Below are 23,404 nucleotides of genomic sequence, written 5' to 3' on the forward strand. Positions count from 1 at the left end.
CCAAAGCGCAGCCTTTCGACAGATAGAACCAGCCTCCGCCCGGCGCGGCAACCCCTCGCAGACCGACGCGCCCTCAGGTTACGAATTCATCCCGCGCATAGCCCTGCAAATAGAGCAACGCCGTTAGGTCGCCGAAATTCACCCGCAGATCACATTCCGCCGCCACGCTCGGCTTGGCATGAAGCGCAACACCCGCCCCGGCACGCCCCAGCATCCCAAGGTCATTCGCCCCGTCACCCACGGCTATGACCTCACCCTCGCCAATGCCCAACCGCGCGGTGATCTCCTCCAACGCGCGCACCTTGGCCTCGCGCCCCAAAATCGGCCGCCCAACGTCACCGGACAGCTTGCCGCCCTCGATCTCCAGCGTATTCGCGCGGTTCTCGTCAAATCCCAGCATCCCAGCGACCTTGCCGGTAAACGCGGTGAACCCGCCGGAAACAAGCGCCGCATAAGCGCCCTCCGCCCGCATCGTTGCCACCAACTCGCGCCCCCCCGGCATCAGGGTGATGCGCTCGGCCAGAACCTGATCAACGATCCCCGCGTCCAGCCCGGCCAGCAGGCCAACCCGCTCGATCAATGCGCCCTCAAAATCCAGCTCGCCGTTCATCGCCCGCGCCGTGATCTCCTTGACGCGCTCACCAACGCCCGCCGCATCGGCAAGCTCGTCGATGCATTCCTGCTCGATCATCGTGCTGTCCATATCCGCGAGCAGCATCCGCTTCCTGCGCCCCGCCTCGGGCTGGATCACAAGGTCCACACCCAAGCCCTGCACATCTTCCCAAACGTCCCAGAGGTTGCCCGGCACCGCGCCCACGCCAAACTCCGCCGCCTCATCCGGGGCAAGCCAGCGCACCTCGCCGCCGCCCCATGCATTCCGCAGCGCCTCAACCAGCGCCGGATCAAGGTTGCGCGCGCTCGGCGCAGTTAACAGCGTGACGATATTCATTGACGAAGTTTCCGATAATAGCCTCTCGCCGCTCACTTCCGGCGCTTGCCTGCTCTCTAGCGACATTTTGGGCCTTGCGAAAGACCCCGACCCTCCGTAAGTCCACCCGTGGGACACCCCTCCCCAACGAGGGGCGCTTATCTGGAAGGATAGCATTCATGGCTATTGAACAACCGGCAACGCGGCCGGCAAACCCGCGTTTTTCCTCTGGCCCTTGCGCCAAAATCCCCACATTCGAGCTCAGCAAACTGTCGGACGCCGCCCTTGGCCGTTCGCACCGTGCCGCTGTCGGCAAGACCAAGCTCAAGGACGCGATCGAAGGCACCCGTGAGGTGCTCGGCATTCCGGCGGATTACAAGATCGGCATCGTGCCCGCATCTGACACCGGCGCTATGGAAATGGCGATGTGGTCGATGCTCGGCGCGCGCGGCGTTGAAATGCTGGCATGGGAAAGCTTCGGCTCCGGCTGGGTCACCGATGTGGCCAAACAGCTCAAGCTCGACGCGACAATCAAAACCGCCGATTACGGCGACCTGCCCGATCTCGCTTCGGTCGATTTCGCCAATGACGTGGTGTTCACATGGAACGGCACAACCTCGGGCGTGCGCGTCCCCAATGGCGACTGGATCGACGCAAACCGCGACGGGCTGACGATCTGTGACGCCACCTCCGCGGCCTTCGCGATGGACCTGCCTTGGGATAAACTCGACGTCACAACCTTCAGCTGGCAAAAGGTGCTCGGCGGCGAAGCAGCCCACGGCATGATCGTGCTCAGCCCGCGCGCGGTGGAGCGGCTGGAAAGCTATACACCGGCGTGGCCCATGCCGAAAATTTTCCGCCTGACCAAAGGCGGCAAGCTGATCGACGGTATCTTCTCGGGGGCTACGATCAACACGCCCTCCATGCTCGCGGTCGAAGACTACCTCGTCGCGCTCGATTGGGCGCGGTCGGTGGGCGGCCTCAAGGGCATGATCTCCCGCGCTGATGCCAACGCAAAGACCATCGCCGATTTCACCGCCTCGCGCGACTGGATTGCCAATCTGGCAAATGATCCGGCCACCGCATCGAACACCTCCGTATGCCTCAAGTTCACGGACGCACGCATCACGGATGGCGCCGCTTTTGCCAAAGCCGTGGCCAAACGGCTGGAAGACGCCGGCGTCGCGCTCGATATCGGTGCTTACCGCGATGCGCCTGCTGGCCTTCGCATCTGGTGCGGCGGCACGGTTGAAACCTCCGATGTGGCGGCGTTCCTGCCTTGGCTCGAATGGGCGTTCAACGCCGAACTCGCGGCGCAAGCCTGAGCATCGGCAACGGTGGGGTGAAACCCCACCCTACACCAACACCGTAGGGCGGGGTTTCACCCCGCCTTCCCCCGACATTTCACACAAAGGACCAAACCCATGGCTCCCAAAGTTCTCGTATCCGACAAACTTTCCGAAACCGCCGTCCAGATCTTCCGCGATCGCGGCATCGACGTTGATTTCGAACCCACCCTTGGCAAGGACAAAGACAAGCTCGCCGAGGTGATCGGCCAATACGACGGCCTCGCCATCCGCTCCGCCACCAAGGTGACCGAGAAGATCCTCGCCAATGCCGACAACCTCAAGGTCATCGCCCGCGCCGGGATCGGCACCGACAATATCGACAAGGACGCCGCCTCGAAAAAGGGCGTGATCGTCATGAACACACCCTTCGGCAACATGATCACCACCGCCGAACACGCCATCGCAATGATGTTCGCCGTCGCCCGCCAAATCCCCGAGGCATCGGCCTCCACCCATGCGGGCAAATGGGAAAAGTCCAAATTTATGGGTGTTGAGCTGACCAATAAAACCCTCGGCGTGATCGGCGCGGGCAACATCGGTGGCATCGTCTGTGACCGCGCCCGTGGCCTCAAGATGAAAGTCGCCGCCTATGACCCCTTCCTGTCCGAGGAAAAGGCCGCGAAGATGGGCGTCGAAAAGGTCGAGCTTGATGACCTTCTGGCGCGCGCCGATTTCATCACCCTGCACGTGCCCTTCACCGAGCAGACCAACAACATCCTCAGCCGCGAAAACCTCGCCAAAACCAAACCCGGCGTGCGTATCATCAACTGCGCCCGTGGCGGTCTGGTCGACGAAGAGGCGCTGGCCGATATGCTGAAATCCGGCCATGTCGCTGGCGCGGCCTTCGATGTGTTCTCGGTTGAACCCGCCACCGAAAACCCGCTCTTCGGCCTGCCCAATGTGGTCTGCACACCCCACCTTGGCGCGGCAACAACCGAAGCACAGGAAAACGTCGCCCTGCAAGTGGCCGAGCAGATGTCGAACTACCTGCTCACCGGCGCCGTTGAAAACGCGCTCAACATGCCATCGGTCACTGCGGAAGAGGCCAAGGTTATGGGCCCGTGGATCAAACTCGCCGGGCACCTCGGCACTTTCATTGGCCAGCTGACCGACGAACCGATCAAGGCGATCAACATCCTCTATGATGGCGTCGCCTCGACCATGAACCTCGACGCGCTCAACTGCGCGGGCGTGGCGGGCATCATGAAAACCGCCAACCCGGATGTGAACATGGTCTCCGCGCCAGTGATCGCCAAAGAACGCGGCGTGAAAATCTCCACCACGAGCCAGGACAAATCCGGCGCGTTTGAGGGGTATATCAAGATCACCGTCGTCACGGATCAACGCGAACGCTCCATCGGCGGCACCGTGTTCTCCGATGGCAAACCCCGCTTTATCCAGATCAAAGGCATCAACATCGACGCCGAAGTGGGCCAGCACATGCTCTATACCACCAACGACGACATGCCCGGCATCATCGGCACGCTGGGCAAGACGATGGGCGAAAACGGCGTCAACATCGCCAACTTCACGCTCGGGCGCAATCACGCGGGCGGCGATGCGATCGCGCTGCTCTATGTCGATGCGCGGGTTCCGGACGATGTCCTCGACAAGCTCAAGGCCACCGGCATGTTCCAACAGGTCCAGCCGCTGGAATTCGACATCGCCTGACACCGCGTTCACCGCAAAACCACCCAACGCTGCCCCCTACCACCGGGGCGGCGTTTCGAGTTGTAGGACTCGGGCGGGAGGAAACTGTCGCCCGATTTCCGTGGGAGTACCCGTAAGGTGCGTTGGTCGGCAATGCAGACCGAGCTGCTGTTCACCCCACTTGAACCTACCTCGGCTTTCGATAGCATCATCGTATATCGGCGGGTCGCAATCTCTGTCGGTTTCAACCTAGGCTGATAGGAACTGATAGATGGCCGGAATATTGAACATGTCCACTAAAGCGGCTTTAGCGGTATCGTTCTTATTTGCAGGGATCGCGCCTGCGAAGGCCGAACCGTTCAACAACCATCAGATCTGGAATTTTGCATGCAATCTGAGTAACTTGAAACGAGATGGCTATTCCCCCGATAAGGAAGAGTTGGCCCTAGACATAGTATGGAATCGGGATGCGAACCTCGCGCGGAGTTTGACACCATCAGGAAATGACAAGGGGCTGAGAGTGCTGAACGGCTTCACCGACACTACTCAGAACACGGTCCACTTCCTGATGTCGCCAGCAACAGCCAAATTCACCGGTGAGGACACAAAGAACGGCCGTTATGGTGGATGGGTAGAAGCTTTCGGCCCAACGATAATCTCTATTCGCTCAGATGGAAGCGCAGCGATGACGAGACACGACATCATTTACGGCGGAATAAAAGCATTCAGTCATGAAGGAACGTGCAAGATCAGCGGAAAATCATTGACGTCCGATCAGTAGAACGCCCAGTCAACAAAACCCTGAATAAGACAATCTGGGCCGTGCTTCCGGACGCAGGTAGACATTCGTTGACTGCACGGCATCGGCAAAACGGCTACAGGCAGTTGTTCGGCAGTTCCTTTTTCGGGTTCCTCGTATTCACTCTCGGAAGTGTGCTTGCTGCGGGAAGTTCGAACTTCCCGCCAGTTCGCCCCTGATGGCGACAAACTCAGGTAGTTTCTGGGCGCATAAAAAAGCCTACCATCCTCTCGGTCAGCAGGCAGATAGGCCACGTGCCCTACGGTGCGGAATGGCTCCTGCCACCGGGGCGGCGTTTTTATTTCGCGCGGCCCCGCTTCCCTCGGCCCCGCCAATCCGCTACTCCACCGGTATGAGCGAACCGATCTACGCCATCGGCGATATCCACGGCCAGCACGAGATGTTGCTCGACGCCCTCACCCGGATCGAGGCCGACGGCGGCACCGCCGCCCCCGTTGTCTTCCTCGGCGATCTGGTTGATCGCGGCCCCGACAGCCGCGCCGTGATCGACACGCTGCTCACCGGCATCGACCAAGGGCGCGACTGGACGGTGCTGCGCGGCAATCATGACCAGCTCTTTCTCGACTACCTCACAAGCGGGCAAACCACCTCGCCGCTGATCCGCTCGGCCCGCCCGTGGTTTGACAAAGCCCTCGGCGGCAGCGCGACATTGGCCTCCTACGGCGTCGACATGTCCCTCACCGGACCCGAGTTGCTCGCCGCCGCCCGCGCCGCTGTCCCCGAAGCACACCGCACCTTCCTCGCCAGCCTGCCGTTCCATCATACGGTCGGCCCGCTGCTCTTTGTCCACGCAGGCATCCGCCCCGGTGTCGCCTTGGCCGCGCAATCCAATGACGATCTGATCTGGATTCGCGAGCCCTTCCTGTCGCACTCCGACCCCTTCGACCACCTCGTCGTCCACGGCCATACCGCCGTGGAAATGCCGCGCCACTACGGCAACCGCATCAACCTCGATAGCGGCGCTGGCTGGGGCCGCCCGCTCACCGCCGCCGTGATCACCCCGCCCCGCGCTTGGCCCTTACCGACACTGGCCGCATCCCGCTCCTTCCTTGACGCATACGGGCCCTGACGCAAACGGGCCCTGACGCACACCGCCCCTAACGCAAATGGGCGCCCCCCTTCATCTGACCGAAAATGTCCCGGGGTCCGGGGCAGCGCCCCGGCGCTCTCCCCCCGCGCAATATTTTGATATTTGCTAAACCCACCGCCCCTTGTGGCAACACCTCCACACCCCCACAAACACCCCGCGCTGCACGGCAGCCGGGAGTCAGCCGAATGTCAGCCGAGAGTCACCCCCCGGCCAATTCCACCTCATCGCAAAGGTTAATCGTTGCGCACCGCACCGGTCACCGCCGCCGCGCCCAACGCCGTGATGATCCAACCCGCGGCCTTGGCAAACCACCTCAACCACCAGCCCGCCTGCCCCCATGGGCTGCGCGATGTCGATGGCGCCCATGCGCTCTCCTGCCCCAGACTAACAATCGGGATCACCACATCGGCAGCATAGGCAAACCCTTGAAAAGTCTCCCAATCCTGCCCCGCTTGCCCTTTTGACGCCCAAAAGGCGCCGGGGTTGTCCGGGTAGCTCTGCGTCGCAGCGAGCCAGTCTTGTGAAATCAACACCGGCGCCGCATTCGGCGTCATATCTCCCGCGGCCCATGTTTTTTGAAAAAAGACCCCCAGACCCAGAATAAGCAGCACCGCAAAGACCAAAATCTGCCCCGGACGATAGCCATAGCCAACCGCGACCCGCATCACCGAATCATGCAGCCAAAGCACCGCTTTCGTGACCGGGTTGGTCATGCTCTTGCGGTTCTCCCGCCGCAAAATCCGCTCCTTGCGCATCAACACCGCGCGCGCATCGCTGCGATGGCCCAGATGGCTCAAAACCCGCGCCAACTGCTCATAGGGCTGCGCCGTGAACGGCGTGTCCTTCGGCCTGCGCTCCAACCACTTCAACCGCGCCTTGACGCTGGCATCTGCATGGCGCGAAAAATCGTCATAGGTGAACCCGTCCAGCCGCAAATCATACCCCGCGCCCGGCCCCTCCGGCTCGTCGCGATAACGCGCCGCGCTGGCCCCGGCCAAAGATACGGTGCCGCGTGATATCTGGTTGTTTGCAAGGTATAAAATCCCGCCGATCCGCGCCCTTGCCAGCGACAAGGCGTTGTCCACCCCATGCTCTTCCGAGCCTTGGAAAACGGCGCCGCCCTCCAACTCGCTCTTGGGGCTGACCGCCGTGTGGGTGACGAACACGTCATGCCCCACATTGGCCGACGCCATGAACACCGCCCCGTCACAGACAAGGCTCGTCTCGCCGTTGCCATAGGGGTAATTGCCAAGGAAAACAGAGCCTTCAACCTCGATCGACGGCGCGAAAACCGCGTCCTGACCGGGGCTTGTGATCTCCACATCGCACAGCTGCAAATCCCCCGCGATCCGCGCCCCGGCAAGGCTGATCTCGCCGCTCACAACCGTGCCCGCCCGCAGGAAAAGCGCCCCGTCCAGCCGCGCATTGTCCCCCGACACACCGGCCAGCGCACAGCCCGAGAAAAACAGCCCCCGCAACCGCGCATTCACCATTTCAACCGGATCGCCCAAGCGGCACGCCGTCAGCGAAATATCGGCTGAAATATCAGCGCCTTGCAAATCAAGCGTGCCTGAAATCCACGCCCCACGAAGCCGCAACCCCTTGTCATGCAACGCCAACCCCGGTTCGCCCCCGGTCAGCAAAAGCCGGATCAACCCGGCGCGTATCACGACCGCATCGCTTTCGGCTTCGGGCATCGCCCCGTCGCCGATGGTCACACGCCCGCCGGTCGCACAATCGGCCACCAGCTTCTTTTCCGCCGCGCTCAGCGGTTCATAATCTTGCAATCGCATGGGGCTAAGTGCTGGCATGTCTTTGCCCGTCGGGCAAGGCCGCATCGCGGGTCTTTTATCTGCTTCGGGCAGACCGTATGATGGATTAACTGATATTTCATTATATGGGCGGAGACTTCATGACTGACATCGTAATCCTCGATGGTGCGCGCACCGCAATCGGCACATTCGGCGGCGCTCTCGCTGGCCCCCCGGCGCAACTCGGCGCGATCACCGCGCGCGAAGCTATGAGCCGGTCGGGCGTCGAAGCCGGACAAATCGGCAATGTCGTGTTCGGCCATGTCATCAACACCGAACCGCGCGACATGTATCTCTCGCGCGTGGCCGCGATTGATGCCGGTATCCCCGATACCACCCCGGCGATGAACGTGAACCGCCTCTGCGGCTCCGGCGCACAGGCCATCGTGTCGGTCGTGCAATCCCTCATGCTTGGCGATTGTGATTTCGGCCTCGCCGGCGGTGCCGAATCAATGAGCCGCTCACCCTATATGGTCACAGCCCAGCGTTGGGGCCAAAAGATGGGCGATATCAAGACGTTGGACGCGATGCTCGGTGCGCTGAACTGCCCCTTCGGCACCGGCCACATGGGCGTCACGGCAGAGAATGTCGCCGCAGAACACGGCGTCAGCCGCGAGGATCAGGACGCCTTCGCCCTCGAAAGTCAGGCCCGCGCCGCCTATGCTATCGCCGAGGGCCGCTTCAAGGATCAGATCGTCCCGGTCGAGGTCAAGGTCAAGCGCGACATGGTCGCCTTCGACACTGATGAGCACCCCAAGGCCACCACGCCCGAAGCCCTCGCCGGGCTCAAGACCGTGTTCAAGAAAGACGGCACCGTCACGGCGGGCAACGCCTCGGGCATCAACGACGGCGCGGCCTCGCTCGTTCTCGCCCGTGCCGACGCCGCTGAAAAGGCCGGTCTCAAACCCCGCGCCCGCGTGCTTGGCTATGCCCATGCGGGCGTCCGGCCCGAGGTGATGGGCATCGGCCCGATCCCCGCGGTTGAGAATTTGCTGGCCCGTACCGGTTTGAAAATAAGCGATTTTGACGTGATTGAATCAAACGAAGCCTTCGCCTCACAGGCGCTTGCCGTCAACGCCGGCCTCGGCCTTGATCCAACCCGCGTGAACCCCAATGGCGGCGCAATCGCGCTCGGCCACCCGGTCGGCGCGACCGGCGCGATCATCACGATCAAGGCGCTCTACGAACTTGCCCGCACCGGCGGCTCGCGGGCGCTGATCACCATGTGCATCGGCGGCGGTCAGGGCATCGCGCTGGCCATCGAAACCGTCTGAACAAAGCAAAAAACCGGGTCAGCGCTTGCTGCCCGTTGGGTGGCGCTGCCCCGGCGGCCTGCGGCCTTGACTCCGGGCCTCAATCCACCCGGATCTCGACCCGCGCCGCGCGCCCCTTGGCGTCAATCACGCTCAGTTTCACGAACCCTTTGCCCCGCCACGGCACGGCAATTTCGCGCGCCTGCGCGCCCGTCACCACCGGCGCTCCATCGGCCAGAACCGAGAACGGCGGCACCCCGTCGCGCACCTTCACCACCAGCGGCATGTCGTCCTCTAACGGAAGCCGCGCCCCGTCCGGCGGAAACGCCAAAACCGGCGCATCGGCGGCGGCTTTGAACACCGCCTCGCGCCCGCGAAACCGCTGCAACGGCAATGGCAATTGCGCATTCGCCACAAGCAGCGTTTCCGGCGGTGGCGGCGGCAGGGCGGCGAAACCCGGCTTAACCCGCTGAAACGCCTCGGTTAATATCGGCGCGGCCAGATCACCGCCAAACGCCCCCGGCACCGGCGTGCCGTCGGCCCGCCCGATCCACACAGCGGCCACATGCGCCCCGTCAAACCCCACAGCCCATGCATCGCGATGGCCATAAGATGTGCCCGTCTTGAACGCCAGCCGCCCCTCGGCCTTGCCCCCGGCGGCGTCAAACCGGCAAGGATATTGCCAACCTGCCACGCCGCCGCACGGCTTACGATCCGCTGACCGGCGCCACCCTCCTGCCCCTTGCGCCACTGCAACTCAATCGCTTCACCACCCCGCGCCAGCCCGGCAAACAGCTGGATCAGGTCCTGCATTCTAAGGCCCACACCGCCCAGCGCCACGGCCAAACCCGGCTTGCCTCCCGGCAATTCCGGCCGCGCCCCCGCGCGGCGCAACCCGGCCATAAACCGCGCCGGTCCGATCTCGTCCATCAGCAACACAACCGGGATGTTCAGCGACAATTGCAACGCCTCGCGCAGCCGCAATTCCCCGCGAAACGCCCCGTCAAAATTGAGCGGCGCGTAAGACCCAAACGCCACCGGGCGGTCGTCGATAATCGTCTCGGGATGCGCCAGCCCGCGGTCGAATGCCATCGCGTAAATCAACGGCTTCAGCGTCGATCCCGGAGAGCGCACAGCCTGCGTCATATCGACAAACCCGCGTCGCCCGTCGCGCGCGCCATAGCTGGCCGATCCGACCGAGCCGAGGATCTCACCGCTGCGATAATCCGCCACCATCATCGCCACCGAAACCTGCGCCGGCAACCCTTGCAGGCTCTCCTTGGCCAGCGCCTCAAGAGCGGCCTGCAACTCGGTGTCCAACGTCAAGTCATGCCTTGTTTTCAACGGCTCATCCGCCCGCGCCCGATCGCTCAGATGCGGCGCCAAACTCGGGAAAGACAGCCGGACGCGTGGCACCGGCTCGCGCTCTGCTGTGATCAGCGCTTCGGCCTTGACGACGCCGCTGTCTCCCAGCCGCTCCAGCACCCGGTTGCGTGCCGATTTTGCCGCTTTCCAGTGCCGGTCAGGGCGGCGCGCCTCTGGCGATTGCGGCAGTGCCACCAGCAAAGCCGCCTGCGCCGGGGTCAGCCGCCTTGGCTCCTTGCCAAACCACGACAGTGTCGCCGCCCGCACCCCTTCAAGGTTGCCGCCAAAGGGCGCATGGGTAAGGTAAAGCGACAGGATCTGATCCTTCGTCAGCCGCCGTTCCAAAGCCATGGCAAGCCGCATCTGGCGCAGCTTGCCCTTGATCCGCCCGGTGCCGCTATCTTCCAAAAGCCGCGCCACCTGCATGGTCAGGGTCGATCCCCCCGACACCACCTCGCCGTGCCACAGGGCCTGCACCACGGCCCGCGTCATGGCCCGCATATCAACCCCGCCATGGCGATAAAACCGCTTGTCCTCATAGGCGATCAGCATATCCAGATAGGCGCGATCCACCTGCGCCACGGTCGCGCCCAACCGCCAGCGCCCATCGGCCAGCGTATAGACCCGAAGCAAGCCACCATCCCGCCCACGCACCTCGACCGAGGTTTCCGACAGCAACGGCGGCAGCACCGTCGCTTCAACCCACGCGTCCACCCCGTCCCGCGCCGCCGCCCCGAAAAACAGGCAAACGGCGAGGGTTATGAGCGGCCAAGCTCGCATCCTCATTCAAAGACGCTAAGCCGCCCCGTGCCGGTCTGGGCGCGGTATTGCGGGCGATACATGTCCTCGACCTGCGCCGCCGGGTGGTGGTATTCGCCCGGGCTCACCGCCCGCACGATATAGGCCAAGCGGAACGCCTCGCTTTTGCGCCAGTCGATCGCCGCGATGAAGCGGTCAGAGCGGAATTCGGCGTGTTTGGCCGATTGCGGCTTCATCCAGTCGAGCCCGCGCACATCGCCCGAGCGCAGCAGGTTGGGGTTGTCGATCTCGAACCCCGCAGGTAGCGGATCATTCACGATCAACCGCGCCTCGCCCTTCTCGAACGGAGTCACCTTGAGCACCACGACATAGCGCTCGCCAACGCGCGACTCGCGCACGTCTATCGGCTCGCCTTCCATCGTGAAATATTCCCGCTCGATGCGATAGCCATAGCCGCCCGCCTCGGGCGCAACTTCGGGCACACCAAAGGTGGTCAGGGTCACATCGGTCTGCCGTGCGCTTTCGTTGCGAATGGCCATCCCTGCGCCCATGGCATCCGCCTCAAGCAGCTTGACCAGCGGCCCCGTCACCGGCGCCCCGTTCAGGGTCAAACCGGCCACCGACGGATCTTGCACCAAGGCCCGCGCTGCCATCAACGTCCACACGCTTTCCTGTGTCGAGCGGTGCCTCTGTGCCCCGCCCAGCCGCGCCGCCAGCGCATCGCGGTCCACTGCGTTGCTCCCGGCTTCCACGGCCAACGTCAGAACCGCCGCCGCATCGCGCCGATGGGTGCCGTAATCCGCACGCCAGACATGGCCCTCGTCACCTTTCTGCGCACCGATCATCCGGCCCGCACGGGCAAACATCTGATCCGCACGGGTCTGATCGCCATACATGGCCAACGCAGCGCCAATCTGGGCCACGGCCAGCGGTGTGCTGAACGCCTCCGCCTTCTGGTCGGCATAATACCGCAAGTCCGCCATCGCCGCCGCGCCTTCACGCGCCAGAACCAACAAGGCATAGGCAAGCGCGCTGCCGCCCTTGTCGAAATCGGGGGCGTAATTCACCCGGTTGCGCAGGTTATCCATCGCCAGCCTAAAGGCGAACTGCGGCACCTCGTGCCCCTCGGCCCGCGCCCGGCTCAGGAAATCGCTGACATAGGCATCCAGCCACAGATCACCGCTCTCGGGATACCAAAGCCCAAAGCCGCCATTGCTCGATTGCCGCGCCAAGACGCGCTCAATCGCCTGACTGATCCGCTCATTGACCTTGCGGCGTTCATCAAGGCCCAGCGCCTTGGCCACCGGCCCGAAATAAAGCAGCGGCATCGCGACCGAAGTCACCTGCTCGGTGCAGCCATAAGGATAGCGGTCCAACGCGCTCAGCAATCCCGGTGCATCCAGTTTGGCCAGCGGCCCGGCCGAAACAATCGCCGATCCGGTGCCCGGCTTCATCTCGGCAAAGACATTGTCGTCCAGCGTGAACGTATCGCCCTCCGCCAGCTCGAACCGCCGCGTGATTGCGACCTCGGGGTCATTCACCCGCACCGGCATGACCAACTCCTTGGTCAACAGCTTGCCATCCGGCGTGGTCAACGCCACGCGGATCGTGTGATCGCCCACCTCGCCCGCTGTCACCGGAATGCGGAACGCCGCCTTCTCCTTGTCGCCCAGCGTCAAGCCCGACGGCACATTCCCCGCCAGCGTCACGCCCTCGGCGCTCACATCCAGCCCCATGCGCCCGCTCGGCCCATCGGCATGGACGATCTCAAGCAACAGGCGTGATGTATCGCCCGGCGCAAGGTATCGCGGCAGGCTCGCTGTAACCACAACCGGATCACGCACCAACACTTCGGCATCGGCCTGCCCAACCGCGCCCTTGCTCCACGCCACGGCCATCAGTTTCACTGTGCCGTTGAATTCGGGAATGTCGAACGCCACCTGCGCCCGCCCATCCGGGCCCACCTGCACCGGTCCGCTAAAGAACGCGACCAGCTTCTCGGTCGGCGGCGGCGATTGCGTTCCCGCCTCGCTGGCGCTGTCGCCACCGGATCGAACAGTGCCCATCGCGCCGTTCATCCCGTCGATCAAGCGGCCATAGACATCGCGAATATCCATGCCCAAACGCCGCTGACCAAAGTAATGCCCCGAGGGATCCGGGCTTTCAAACCCGGTCAGGTTCAGAATGCCAACGTCCACCGCCGCTACGGTGACATAGGCGCTCTCGCCCGGCGCAATGCCCTCCACCTGCACGGCGGCGTTCAAAACGCCACGCGGCGACGACATCTCTGGCGCATCCATCGTCACGTTCAACTGCTTCGCACCGGGGTCGATCTTGGCATAGCTCAGGCCCATCGCACGCGCCGGGTTCTGTCCTGCCGCCACATCCATCGGGCGGATCACCGACGCGGTCACATAGGCCCCCGCGCCCCATTCATCCGTCACATCCAGCGGGATCAGGTTCTCACCCTTCTTGACCTCAACCGCTTTCATCGTGATCAACCGGTTGCTCATCACAGTGATCAGCGCCTTGCCCTCATAGCGCGGAACAAGCCGAAGCTGCGCCACGTCCCCGCTGACATAGCCGGGTTGATCGAGCGAAAGCTCCAACATATCCGGCGTGCTCGCCGTGTCGGCAGGCACATACCAACCGGCATAGAAATCAGCCGAGCTTGACACGAATGTCCCGTCCAACCGCTCTACAACAAGCTCATAGCGGCCCCAGTCCACATCGCCGCTCACCTCAACCGGGGTCGCGCCCAACATGACCTCACCGCCCGAGACTTTCTTGCGGGTGGTGATCACTTCCCACTTCCAATCGCCGTATTCCTGATACCACTGATACCGGCGATACACCCGGTTCAACGACCACTTCGCCCGCATCTCGGTGGGGGTCAAATCGGCCCCCAAGGCGATGATCTGGAACCCGGCATTGGTGCCTTCTTCGACCACATCGTCAAACAACGGCTTGATCCCGATCACCGGGCCTGCAGGGGCCACGTCGCGGCTCATCCGCCGCTCGACCGGGCGGCCCGACCCTTCGGACACCCGCGTGATGATCTCAAGCGATAGGGGCCGGTCATTGGCCGGAGCCTCCGGCAGCTTCATTTGCACAAGGCTCTTGCCATCCGCACCGGTCCGCTCGCCGCTGAAATAGCCGCGCCGCGGCGTCGCCCGCTGGTCATAGGCACCAAACAGGTAACCGGGCCATGCCTCAACCCCGCGCTTCGCCCGCAGGACCGTGTCGCCCTCTACCGGCAAATCGCTTCCCGGCGCGCCAAACAGGTAATCCACATCCACCGTCAGCGCCGCCGTCTGACCGGGGTAAATCGCGCTCTCGGGCATGGTCAGATCAAAGTCGATCCGCTCGGGCAGGAAATCCTCGACCAACAGCGTAGTGCTGGCAAGGCTCGGCGCATCCACATCCGCCTTGATGTCCAACCGCCACGTCCCGCGTGGCACCGCTGGCCCCACCGGCATGGTAAACACATGCCCCCCGGCCACACCCTGACCCGAGAAATGGCGCGCATATTCCACCCCATCGGGCCGCGTCAGGATCGCCGTCAGCGGCAGATCGTCAATGCCCCGCGCCACGCCATCTCGTGCCAGAACGGTCGCGTGAATCACCTCTCCGGCGCGATAGGCGCCCCGATCGGTTGTCAGGAACGCATCAATCGGCCCCGCCGGTGCACGCCCCACCACACCGCGATCCGACAGGTCAAACGCCGGATCAGCAAGCGACAGGAACGCCATGTCACTGTCACCCTGCTCAACCATGATCAACGCGGGCTCTGCCCCGTCCGATCCGCGCGTCAATCCGCCCTCGAACTTGGCATAGCCATTGGCATCCGTCATCGCCGTGCCCAGAACCCGGTTCGACCGTGACAGCAATGTCGCCTTGACGCCCTCTCGCGCCTCGGCCGTGCCAAGCGAGCGTACGAAGACATGCAAGCCATCCGCCCCGCTCATCGTGGTCAGCCCCAGATCGGTCAACACAAACCACTGCGTTGCGCCCGGATCGTCGTATTTGTCCTCACCCGGCATCGAGGCCGTCAGCGCGTAAACACCGGGGGCAAGGTCTTTGACGATCTCGCGCATCGGCAGGCGGGTTGTCATGTCACGGTTAAGCTCGTTCTTGACCTCGCCCTTGCCGGACCAGACCTTTTCGCCAACTTTACCTTTGAAATCCCGCTCGGCATAATACGATATGCTGCGCCCGAAATAGCGTTCCTGAATGGCGCGCAGAATATTGCGGTCCGATACCGCCCGCAGGGTCAAATCAACCTCGCTCATATTCACCGTCTGAACCGGAATCGCCGCGTCTGCCGCCTTGGGCAGCACATAAGCCCGCCCCGCGAAATGCAACGAAGGCGAACGGTCGCGCACATAGAACCGCAACTCGACATCCTTGGCCATTTCCTCGCCGCTCTGCGCCGGAAGCCCCTCGCGGAAGGTGATGACATAGCGCCCGCCATGCTCGATCCCGCCGATGCAAATGCGCTTGCCCTCGGCCTCGACCGACATGCGCTGATCCGGCAGCTTCACATAGGGCGCGTAATCGACACCGGTTTTCACCAAGCGTTCCGAGAATTCGGCGCAGATGCGCGGCTCGGCCTTGTCATTTTCCACCTTGTGATTGGCAATACGGAACCCGTATTTCGCAATCGCCTTGTCCAACCGCCCGCTCAAGTCATCGCGTGCGCCCAATTGCTGGGCCAACCGCAAAACCGGAATCGTGTCGCGCCCACGGCTCTGCCGGTCAAGCGCATCGGCCATAACAGAAAGCGCATTCGCACGCTGCGCCTCGTTCAAGGCCCGCAGATAGGCGTTCACCGTCGCATTCATAGCGCGGCTCGCGTATTTGCGCCGATCGCTCGACTTTTTGGTGGGAATAAGAAGCGACAGGCGCGCGTATTCGACCCACAAATCGCTGCGATCACTTTGTGCCACCGCCGCGCCGGTCCACCGCATCGCATTCAGAAAATCATTCTCCCCCGCCGCTCGGCGGCCGAATCAAGCAAGGTCTGCAAATCCCAATTGCCGCCCGGATGCAGCGGCCCGATGCCCCGCGCCTGCGCCAGCGCATTTCTCAAATCCCGCTTGGACAGGAACCGGTCCAGCTCCTCACCACGTGCATCCACCACCCGCGACACCGAAGGATCAAGGGTCAAAACCTCTGCTGAGCGCGCCCCGTCATAGGGTTTCTTCTCGCTGACGCCCGACTTGGGAAAACAAGAGTTCGAGCGTTCATTAAAGGTAAATGCGCGGCACTGCGGATCGTTCAAACAAGCGTTCTGACAAGATTTCAAATCCGTATCGAACAGCGCCTGAAGATCGGCACCGAAGAAATCAACATCCTTGGTCACGACCAATCGTCGCTCTGGCACATACTCCTGTGCGGCGGCGGGCAGGGTCAGTCCAAAAACCAATGCGAAGGCGGCGAGAAAACGGCGCATGAAATCCTCCTGTCTGAATGGCGCGATGGTTGCACGGCCCCGCGGATATGGCAACATCTCGCCGCTGGCGGAAAACCTGACTTTTTGGACCCTGCACAGCCGCTGGCCTTAAGAAAATATTCACCACAATCTCCGATGCTCCCCCCCATGAAACTGGGGCTCGGCGGAGGACATGCATGAACCTCGCCACAAAACTTGCACAAGAACGCCGCCTGCGACTGGCGGCGGAACGGCTGCTTGAACAAAAGCAGGCCGAGCTTTTTACCGCCAATCGCAAGCTCGGGCTTCATGCCCGCAAGCTTTCGGATGAAATCATTGAAACCCGCGCACAGGTGCAAACCGTCCGGGACGAGAATGAAAAGGTAAAATCTGACCTCTCCGTCGCCCACCAAAAGGTCGAGGTGGCGCATCAAAAGGTCGAAATCGCCGAACGCCGCCTGTGGCTCTCCATTCAAGCCGTCCAAGACGGTTTTGCCTTTTTCGACGCTGACAGCCGGTTGATCGCGGCCAATACCGCCTATGTCGCCGTGTTCGATGCATTGGAAGAGGTGGCGCATGGCATCACTTACACCCGTATGCTCCAATTGCTCACCGAAGAAGGGATCGTCGATATCGGTGATATGGCGCCCGCCGCGTGGCGCAACATGATGCTCCGCCGCTGGCACCAGCAATCCCCCGACCCGATCGTTCTGCGCCTGTGGAACGGCGAATACATCAAGATCATGGATCAACGCGGCCATGGCGGCGACGTGGTCTCAATTGCCCACAATATCTCTGACACTGTCCGCTACGAGGCTGAGCTCGAACAAGCCCGCGCCGATGCCGAGGCCGCCAGCCGCGCCAAATCCTCTTTCCTCGCCAATATGAGCCACGAAATCCGCACCCCGATGAATGGCGTCGTCGGCATGGCCGATCTGCTCAAAGACACCACGCTGAACGAGGAACAAGAGCTTTATATCGACACGATCAAGAACTCGAGCGAGGCGCTGCTCGTTATCATCAACGACATTCTCGACTATTCCAAGATCGAGGCGAACAAGCTCGAACTGCGCGCCGAACCCTTCGACCTTGAACGCGCCATCCATGAAATTTTCACCCTGCTGCAACCCACCGCCAGCCAGAAGGGCATCGACCTTCTGGTCGATTTCGACCTGTTCCTGCCCACCGTCTTTATCGGCGATCCGGGGCGCGTCCGGCAGGCCCTGACCAATCTGATCGGCAACGCGGTAAAATTCACCCCCGCCGGCCATGTGCTTGTGCGCGTCGTCGGCTTTCAATGCGAAAACAGCACCGAAACCCAGCTTCACGTCACCGTCGAAGACACAGGCATCGGAATTGCCAAAGACAAAGTCGGCCACATCTTTGGCGAATTCAATCAGGTCGACGACGAACGCAATCGCGCGTTTGAGGGCACCGGGCTTGGCCTCGCCATTTCGCAAAAGCTTATTCACCTCATGGGCGGCGATATCTGGGTCGATAGCGAAGAAGGCGCCGGCTCAAGCTTCGGTTTCAAAGTTACCCTTCACTCCGAAACGCCCGTGGCCCCTGCCGTGCCGCAAATGCCGCCCGGCCTGTCGCGGGTTCTCGTCGTCGATAGCCAGGACCCCCACCGCGCCATCCTCAGCAAACAGCTCAACGCGCTTGGCCTCTCGCCCACCGAAGTCAGCAGCGGCACGGATGTGCTTGCGCGTATCGACGAGGGGTTCGATTTGATCATAGCGAGCCATAATCTCCCCGAAATGCACGGGCTAAAGCTCGCCTGCGACCTGCGCGCGCGGGGCAATCAGGTGCCAATCATCCTGCTGTCCTCAACCCACGCCCTGACCGAAGAAGACCTCGAAAACACCCCTGTTCAGGCGTTCTTGCCCAAGCCGACGCCGCGCGCCGATCTCTTTGCGCGGCTTGACGATCTCGCCGCCGCCTTTGGCAATCCCACCGCCGCTCAGCACCCCGGCCCTGCGGCCGTTTCGGCCAAACGCGCCATGCGTATCCTCGCCGCCGAGGATAACAAAACCAATCAGCTGGTGTTCCGCAAAATGGTCAAGACCCTCGATATAGACCTGCAATTCGCCGCCAACGGGGTCGAGGCGGTCGCGCTCTATCACTCCTATGATCCCGACCTTATCTTCATGGATATTTCCATGCCCAAAATGGACGGCAAAGAAGCCACCGGCGAAATCCGCGCGCATGAAGAGACAACCGGCAGGCATGTGCCCATCGTCGCGCTGACCGCTCATGCGATGGATGATGACAAGGACGGCATCCTTGCCGCCGGGTTGGATCACTACCTCACCAAACCCCTGCGCAAGGCCGAAATCTTCGCCGCCATCGGCGCCCATTGCCCGGATGCTGCACGCCCCGTCGCCCCCGGCGAAAACGACGCCGAAACCGGTTAGCGCAGCGCGCCGCACGGCTCACGGCACGTTGCGATACCCGCCCTTGTCCGCGCTCTCGGCAAAGGCCGCATAAAGCCGCAGCGCCGATGTCACCTTGCGCGGGCGCGGCCCCGGCCTCCATGGGTTTGGCCCGGCGTCCATCTCGGCCCGCCGTGCCGCCAATTCCGCCTCATCAATCAGCAATTCGATCCTGCGCCCCGGAATATCCACCGCCACCTTGTCGCCATCGCGCACAAGGCCAATCGCCCCGCCCGCCGCCGCTTCGGGCGAGACATGGCCAATCGACAAACCCGACGTCGCCCCCGAAAACCGCCCGTCGGTTATCAACGCACAGCTGTCATCCACCTTCTGCGCCTTCAGGCTCATGGTCGGTTTCAGCATCTCCTGCATCCCCGGCCCGCCCTTTGGCCCCTCATAGCGGATCACGACCGCCGTTCCCGGCCCGATCTCGCCCGCGTCAATCGCGTTCAGCGCCGCCTCCTGATCGTCAAACACCCGCGCCGTGCCCTCCCAGCGGTGCATCTGGCTCGGCACTGCGCCGGTTTTCACAACACAGCCATCCGTCGCGATATTGCCGCGCAACACGGCCAGCCCGCCCTCTTGCGAATAGGCATGTTCCAACGACCGGATACAGCCGCTTTCACGATCAAGGTCCATCTCCTGCCAGCGCATCTCCTGCCCATAGGCCTTGATCGTGCGCCGCCCTCCGGGGGCCGCGCGGTAAAAATGGCTGACCTCGGCGTCGCCGCTCTGGCGGATGTCCCACTTGGCCAACTGCGCCTCCATCGCGCCGCCGGCCACCACCTGCGTGCCGGTATCCAGCAAGCCACCGCGCTGTAATTCGCCCATGATCGCCATGATGCCACCGGCGCGATGCACGTCCTCCATGTAGTAATCCGGCGTCGCTGGCGACACTTTGCACAGATGCGGCACCTTGCGGCTCAGCCGGTCAATATCGGCCATGGTGAAATCCACTTCGGCCTCTTTCGCCATGGCCAGCATATGCAGGATCGTGTTGGTCGACCCGCCCATCGCGATATCGACCTTCATCGCGTTTTCAAACGCCGCCCGCGTGGCAATAGTGCGTGGTAAAACACTGTCGTCCTCGCCCTCGTAATAGGCCTTCGCCATCCCCACGATCCGCTGCGCCGCCCGCTGGAACAGCCCCTTGCGGTCCGCATGTGTCGCCAACAACGAGCCATTCCCAGGAAGCGCCAGCCCGATTGCCTCCGCCAGACAATTCATCGAATTGGCGGTGAACATCCCCGAACACGATCCGCAGGTCGGACAGGCATGATCCTCGATCGCCTGCGCCGCCCCGTCTTGTTCGGGGTCAAACGCCGCGACATAGGCTTGGATCGGATCAACCCGCGTGATCTCCTTTTGACCGGGCAGCCGCCCCGCCTCCATCGGCCCGCCCGAGACAAAGATCACCGGAATATTCAGACGCAGACCCGCCATCAGCATTCCCGGCGTGATCTTGTCGCAATTGCTCAGGCAAATGATCGCATCGGCGCAATGCGCCTCGACCATATATTCGATGCTGTCGGCAATAATCTCGCGGCTGGGCAGGCTATAGAGCATCCCATCATGGCCCATGGCGATGCCGTCATCGACGGCGATTGTGCTGAATTCACGCGGGATGCCCCCCGCCTTCCAGATCTCATCACAGACCAGCCGCCCAACTTCGGCCAGATGCACATGCCCGGGCACAAACTCGGTAAAGGAATTGGCCACAGCGATCACCGGCTTGCCGAAATCTTCGGATTTCACCCCCCCGGCCAGCCAAAGCGAGCGCGCCGCGGCGGCGGTTTTCCCTTCGGTGACTCGTGCTGATCTCAATTTCGGCATGGCTGCGTCCTTCCTCGCGTCGCGTGACGGAAACAGAGCACCCCATCACCGCATTGGCAAGAAAGACACCACGTCCAAACGCGCCGCCCCCCGCAGCGGGCAGAGGCTCACCCCAATCACCGTTGGATGCTCACGCCACCACGCGCCAAAGGCCGGACCCAAACCCGGCCTTATTCGTACAGCGCGCGCGCCTGTGCAAAGGACAACAGCTTGCGGCTCTTTTCGTCCCACAAATGCAACCGCGCACAGGAAATGCTCTGACGAATCGTCATCCGGTTCGCCTCGGCCAACGCCTTGTGATCGCGCAGAACCTCGGTCAGCCGGTAAAACGGAATGCGGCTATAAAGGTGGTGCACATGGTGAATGCCGATATTGGCGCTGAACCATTGCAGCGGTTGGGGCAACACATAATGCGAACTGCCATCAAGCGCCGCGTCGTGCAATTGCCAGTCATCCTCTTCGTTCCAATGGGTGTCTTCAAACTGGTGCTGAACATAAAACAGCCACATCCCCGCTGCCGCCGCCAACAATGTTGACGGCAAGAAGATCAACAGCAGCGCGCCCCAGCCCCCGAAATACCAAATCGCAGTCAGCGCAATAACAAGCGCCAGATTGGTCGCCATCGCGCTCAACCAGTATTTCGCGCCGCCCATCAGGCCAACAGGCACCCGGTTCTGCACAAAGAAAAGGTAAACCGGCCCGAATACAAACAGCGTGATCGGATTGCGATAAAGCCGATACAACAGCCTTTGCCGCCGGGTCATCGCTGCATATTCCTCAACGGTCACCGTGCGAATATCACCGATCCCGCGCTTGCCAAGGTTTCCGGCCGATGAATGGTGAATTGAATGCGTCCGCCGCCACACGTCATACGGCGTCAGCGTCAGCACCCCGATCACCCGACCAACCCAATCGCTCAACAAGCGTTGCTTAAAGAAAGAGCCATGGCCGCAATCATGCTGAATCGTAAACAGCCGCAACAGGAAGGCCGCATTCACAACCGATAGCGCAAAGCTCAGCCAATAACTCACATCAAGCGCCAGCCAAGCCAGAGCCCAAAGCAACAGGAACGGCACCACGCTCACCCCCAGTTCAAAGGCAGACCGCAACTGGCTGGGCTCGCGGTAATGCGCCAGCGTCTTCACCCAATCGCGCCCTGTCGGGGCCTCCACCGCGTGATGCGACGGGCCGGAACCATGTGTTTCTGTCATATGCCTGCTTTTATGTTGCCTCTGGCAAGACCGTTAAACGACCTGACCAGCATAGCAAGCGATATATGAAGAAACCGCTAACTCTGGCGTATCTGTCGCGGGGTCAATTTCGGATCGGCCCGCTCCGGCCGCCCCGCCAGATCAATCGCCGCCACCGGCGCCGGCGTCTCGGCAATCACCTTGCCGCTGCGCACAACATAGCGCCGCGCCGCGCGCAGGCGGATCGCCTCGATCGTGTCACCGGCATGCAGAATGTTGAAATTCGCCCGGCACCCCTTGGCCACGCCATAGCCCTCAAGCCCCATGATCGCCGCCGAATTCACCGTCACCGCGTCAAAGCACCAGCGCATGTCCGCCATGCTCGACATTTGCCCGACATGCAGCCCGACCCACGCCACATCCAACATGTCCGCACGCGACAGCGAATACCACGGGTCCATCATACAATCCTGCCCAAAGCCCACCGTGATCCCCGCATCACGCAATTCGCGCACGCGCGTCATGCCGCGCCGCTTGGGATAGCTGTCATGCCGCCCCTGCAACATGATGTTGATCGCCGGGTTCGGAATAGCATGCAGCCCGGCCTCAACCATCAGCGGGATCAGCTTCGAGACATAATAATTGTCCATCGAATGCATCGAGGTCAGATGGCTCCCCGCCACCCGCCCCTGCAAGCCAAGCCGCTGCGTTTCATAGGCGAGCGCTTCGACATGGCGGCTCATCGGATCATCGCTTTCATCGCAATGCATATCCACCATCAAACCGCGCTCCGCCGCGATTTCACACAAGGCCCGCACCGACTCCGCCCCATCCGCCATGGTCCGCTCAAAATGCGGAATGCCGCCCACCACATCCACGCCCATATCCAGCGCGCGCAGCGTGTTTTGCATCGCCGTCGGGTCGCGCAACACGCCATCCTGCGGAAAGGCGACCAGTTGCAGATCAAGGTAATCCTTCACCTGTTCACGCACCTGCAAAAGCGCCTCAACGCCCTTCAACTCATCATCGCATGTGTCCACATGGCTGCGAATGGCACCAATCCCCTGCGCCACGGCCAAATCGCAATAATTCAACGCCCGCTCGACAATCTCATCCACCGTTTGCAGCGGCTTCAACTCCCCCCAAAGCGCGATTCCTTCCAGCAAAGTGCCCGACACATTCATCCGGGGCCGCCCAAGGCTGAGCGTTGCATCCATATGGAAATGCGGGTCCACGAACGGCGGCGCAACAAGGCATCCCGCGGCGTCGATCACCCGGCCCGCCTCTGCTTTGATCCCCGTCTCGACGGCGGCAATCACGCCCCCGTCACAGGCAATATCAACCACGCTGCCATCCGTCAGAGCGGCGTTCTTAACCAGCAAATCCACCATAGTGTCGTTTCCTCTCAACCGGCGCGCCAGCGCCATGCCCGACCTCCCCCCAGGGAGGGCATTCTTCCCACATTTGTCGCGCGACACGCCACTGCA

11 protein-coding genes and 2 pseudogenes are annotated in these 23,404 nt (G+C 62.3%); 6 read left to right on the plus strand and 7 right to left on the minus strand.

The genetic code is table 11. From position 1 onward, the window contains the following. Window positions 1-73: 73 nt before the first annotated feature. Window positions 74-949 (minus strand): phosphoserine phosphatase SerB, encoded by an 876-nt coding sequence (serB, locus tag N4R57_18375; GenBank protein UYV36919.1) that lies wholly within the window; start codon window positions 947-949, stop codon window positions 74-76. Window positions 950-1,107: 158 nt separating this feature from the next. Between serB and N4R57_18380 the strand changes: the two genes are divergently transcribed. From N4R57_18380 to N4R57_18395, 4 genes are all read left to right on the plus strand, one after another. Next, window positions 1,108-2,253 carry a phosphoserine transaminase gene (locus N4R57_18380; protein ID UYV36920.1) on the plus strand — a complete coding sequence of 382 codons (1,146 nt, stop codon included), beginning with the start codon at window positions 1,108-1,110 and terminating at the stop codon, window positions 2,251-2,253. Between the two features lie 99 nt (window positions 2,254-2,352). Further along, entirely contained in the window at window positions 2,353-3,948 is a 1,596-nt protein-coding gene (serA, locus tag N4R57_18385) for a phosphoglycerate dehydrogenase (GenBank protein UYV36921.1), read from the plus strand. Window positions 3,949-4,198: 250 nt separating this feature from the next. Next, entirely contained in the window at window positions 4,199-4,708 is a 510-nt protein-coding gene (locus tag N4R57_18390) for a hypothetical protein (GenBank protein UYV36922.1), read from the plus strand. A gap of 289 nt (window positions 4,709-4,997) precedes the next feature. Beyond that, complete coding sequence (locus N4R57_18395) at window positions 4,998-5,816, plus strand: serine/threonine protein phosphatase (GenBank protein ID UYV36923.1); 819 nt, start codon at window positions 4,998-5,000, stop codon at window positions 5,814-5,816. Window positions 5,817-6,070: 254 nt separating this feature from the next. On the opposite strand, the gene N4R57_18400 is transcribed toward N4R57_18395, so the two are convergent. After that, entirely contained in the window at window positions 6,071-7,648 is a 1,578-nt protein-coding gene (locus tag N4R57_18400) for a hypothetical protein (GenBank protein ID UYV36924.1), read from the minus strand. Between the two features lie 101 nt (window positions 7,649-7,749). On the opposite strand from N4R57_18400, the gene N4R57_18405 reads away from it, so the two are divergent. Continuing rightward, complete coding sequence (locus tag N4R57_18405) at window positions 7,750-8,922, plus strand: acetyl-CoA C-acyltransferase family protein (GenBank protein ID UYV36925.1); 1,173 nt, start codon at window positions 7,750-7,752, stop codon at window positions 8,920-8,922. Between the two features lie 79 nt (window positions 8,923-9,001). Here the strand turns inward: N4R57_18405 and pbpC are convergent. Together pbpC and N4R57_18415 are read right to left on the minus strand one after the other, a co-directional pair. After that, window positions 9,002-11,046 (minus strand): annotated as a pseudogene (gene pbpC, locus N4R57_18410) (penicillin-binding protein 1C). Between the two features lie 2 nt (window positions 11,047-11,048). Next, window positions 11,049-16,480: pseudogene (locus N4R57_18415) on the minus strand (alpha-2-macroglobulin family protein). A 176-nt stretch (window positions 16,481-16,656) separates the two neighbouring features. Between N4R57_18415 and N4R57_18420 the strand changes: the two are divergent. After that, window positions 16,657-18,876: a response regulator gene (locus tag N4R57_18420; protein ID UYV36926.1), complete on the plus strand. Its 2,220-nt coding sequence runs from the start codon at window positions 16,657-16,659 to the stop codon at window positions 18,874-18,876. A gap of 18 nt (window positions 18,877-18,894) precedes the next feature. Here the strand turns inward: N4R57_18420 and ilvD are convergent, their stop codons facing one another. From ilvD to N4R57_18435, 3 genes are all read right to left on the minus strand, one after another. Next, window positions 18,895-20,727, minus strand: coding sequence for a dihydroxy-acid dehydratase (gene ilvD, locus N4R57_18425; protein UYV36927.1), 1,833 nt, complete (start codon window positions 20,725-20,727; stop codon window positions 18,895-18,897). Window positions 20,728-20,897: 170 nt separating this feature from the next. Continuing rightward, window positions 20,898-21,938 (minus strand): fatty acid desaturase, encoded by a 1,041-nt coding sequence (locus N4R57_18430; protein ID UYV36928.1) that lies wholly within the window; start codon window positions 21,936-21,938, stop codon window positions 20,898-20,900. Window positions 21,939-22,015: 77 nt separating this feature from the next. Then, window positions 22,016-23,308, minus strand: coding sequence for an amidohydrolase family protein (locus N4R57_18435; protein ID UYV39617.1), 1,293 nt, complete (start codon window positions 23,306-23,308; stop codon window positions 22,016-22,018). Between the last annotated feature and the right edge of the window lie 96 nt (window positions 23,309-23,404).

The organism is Rhodobacteraceae bacterium D3-12, assembly GCA_025916135.1.
GTDB lineage: Bacteria > Pseudomonadota > Alphaproteobacteria > Rhodobacterales > Rhodobacteraceae > JAKGBX01.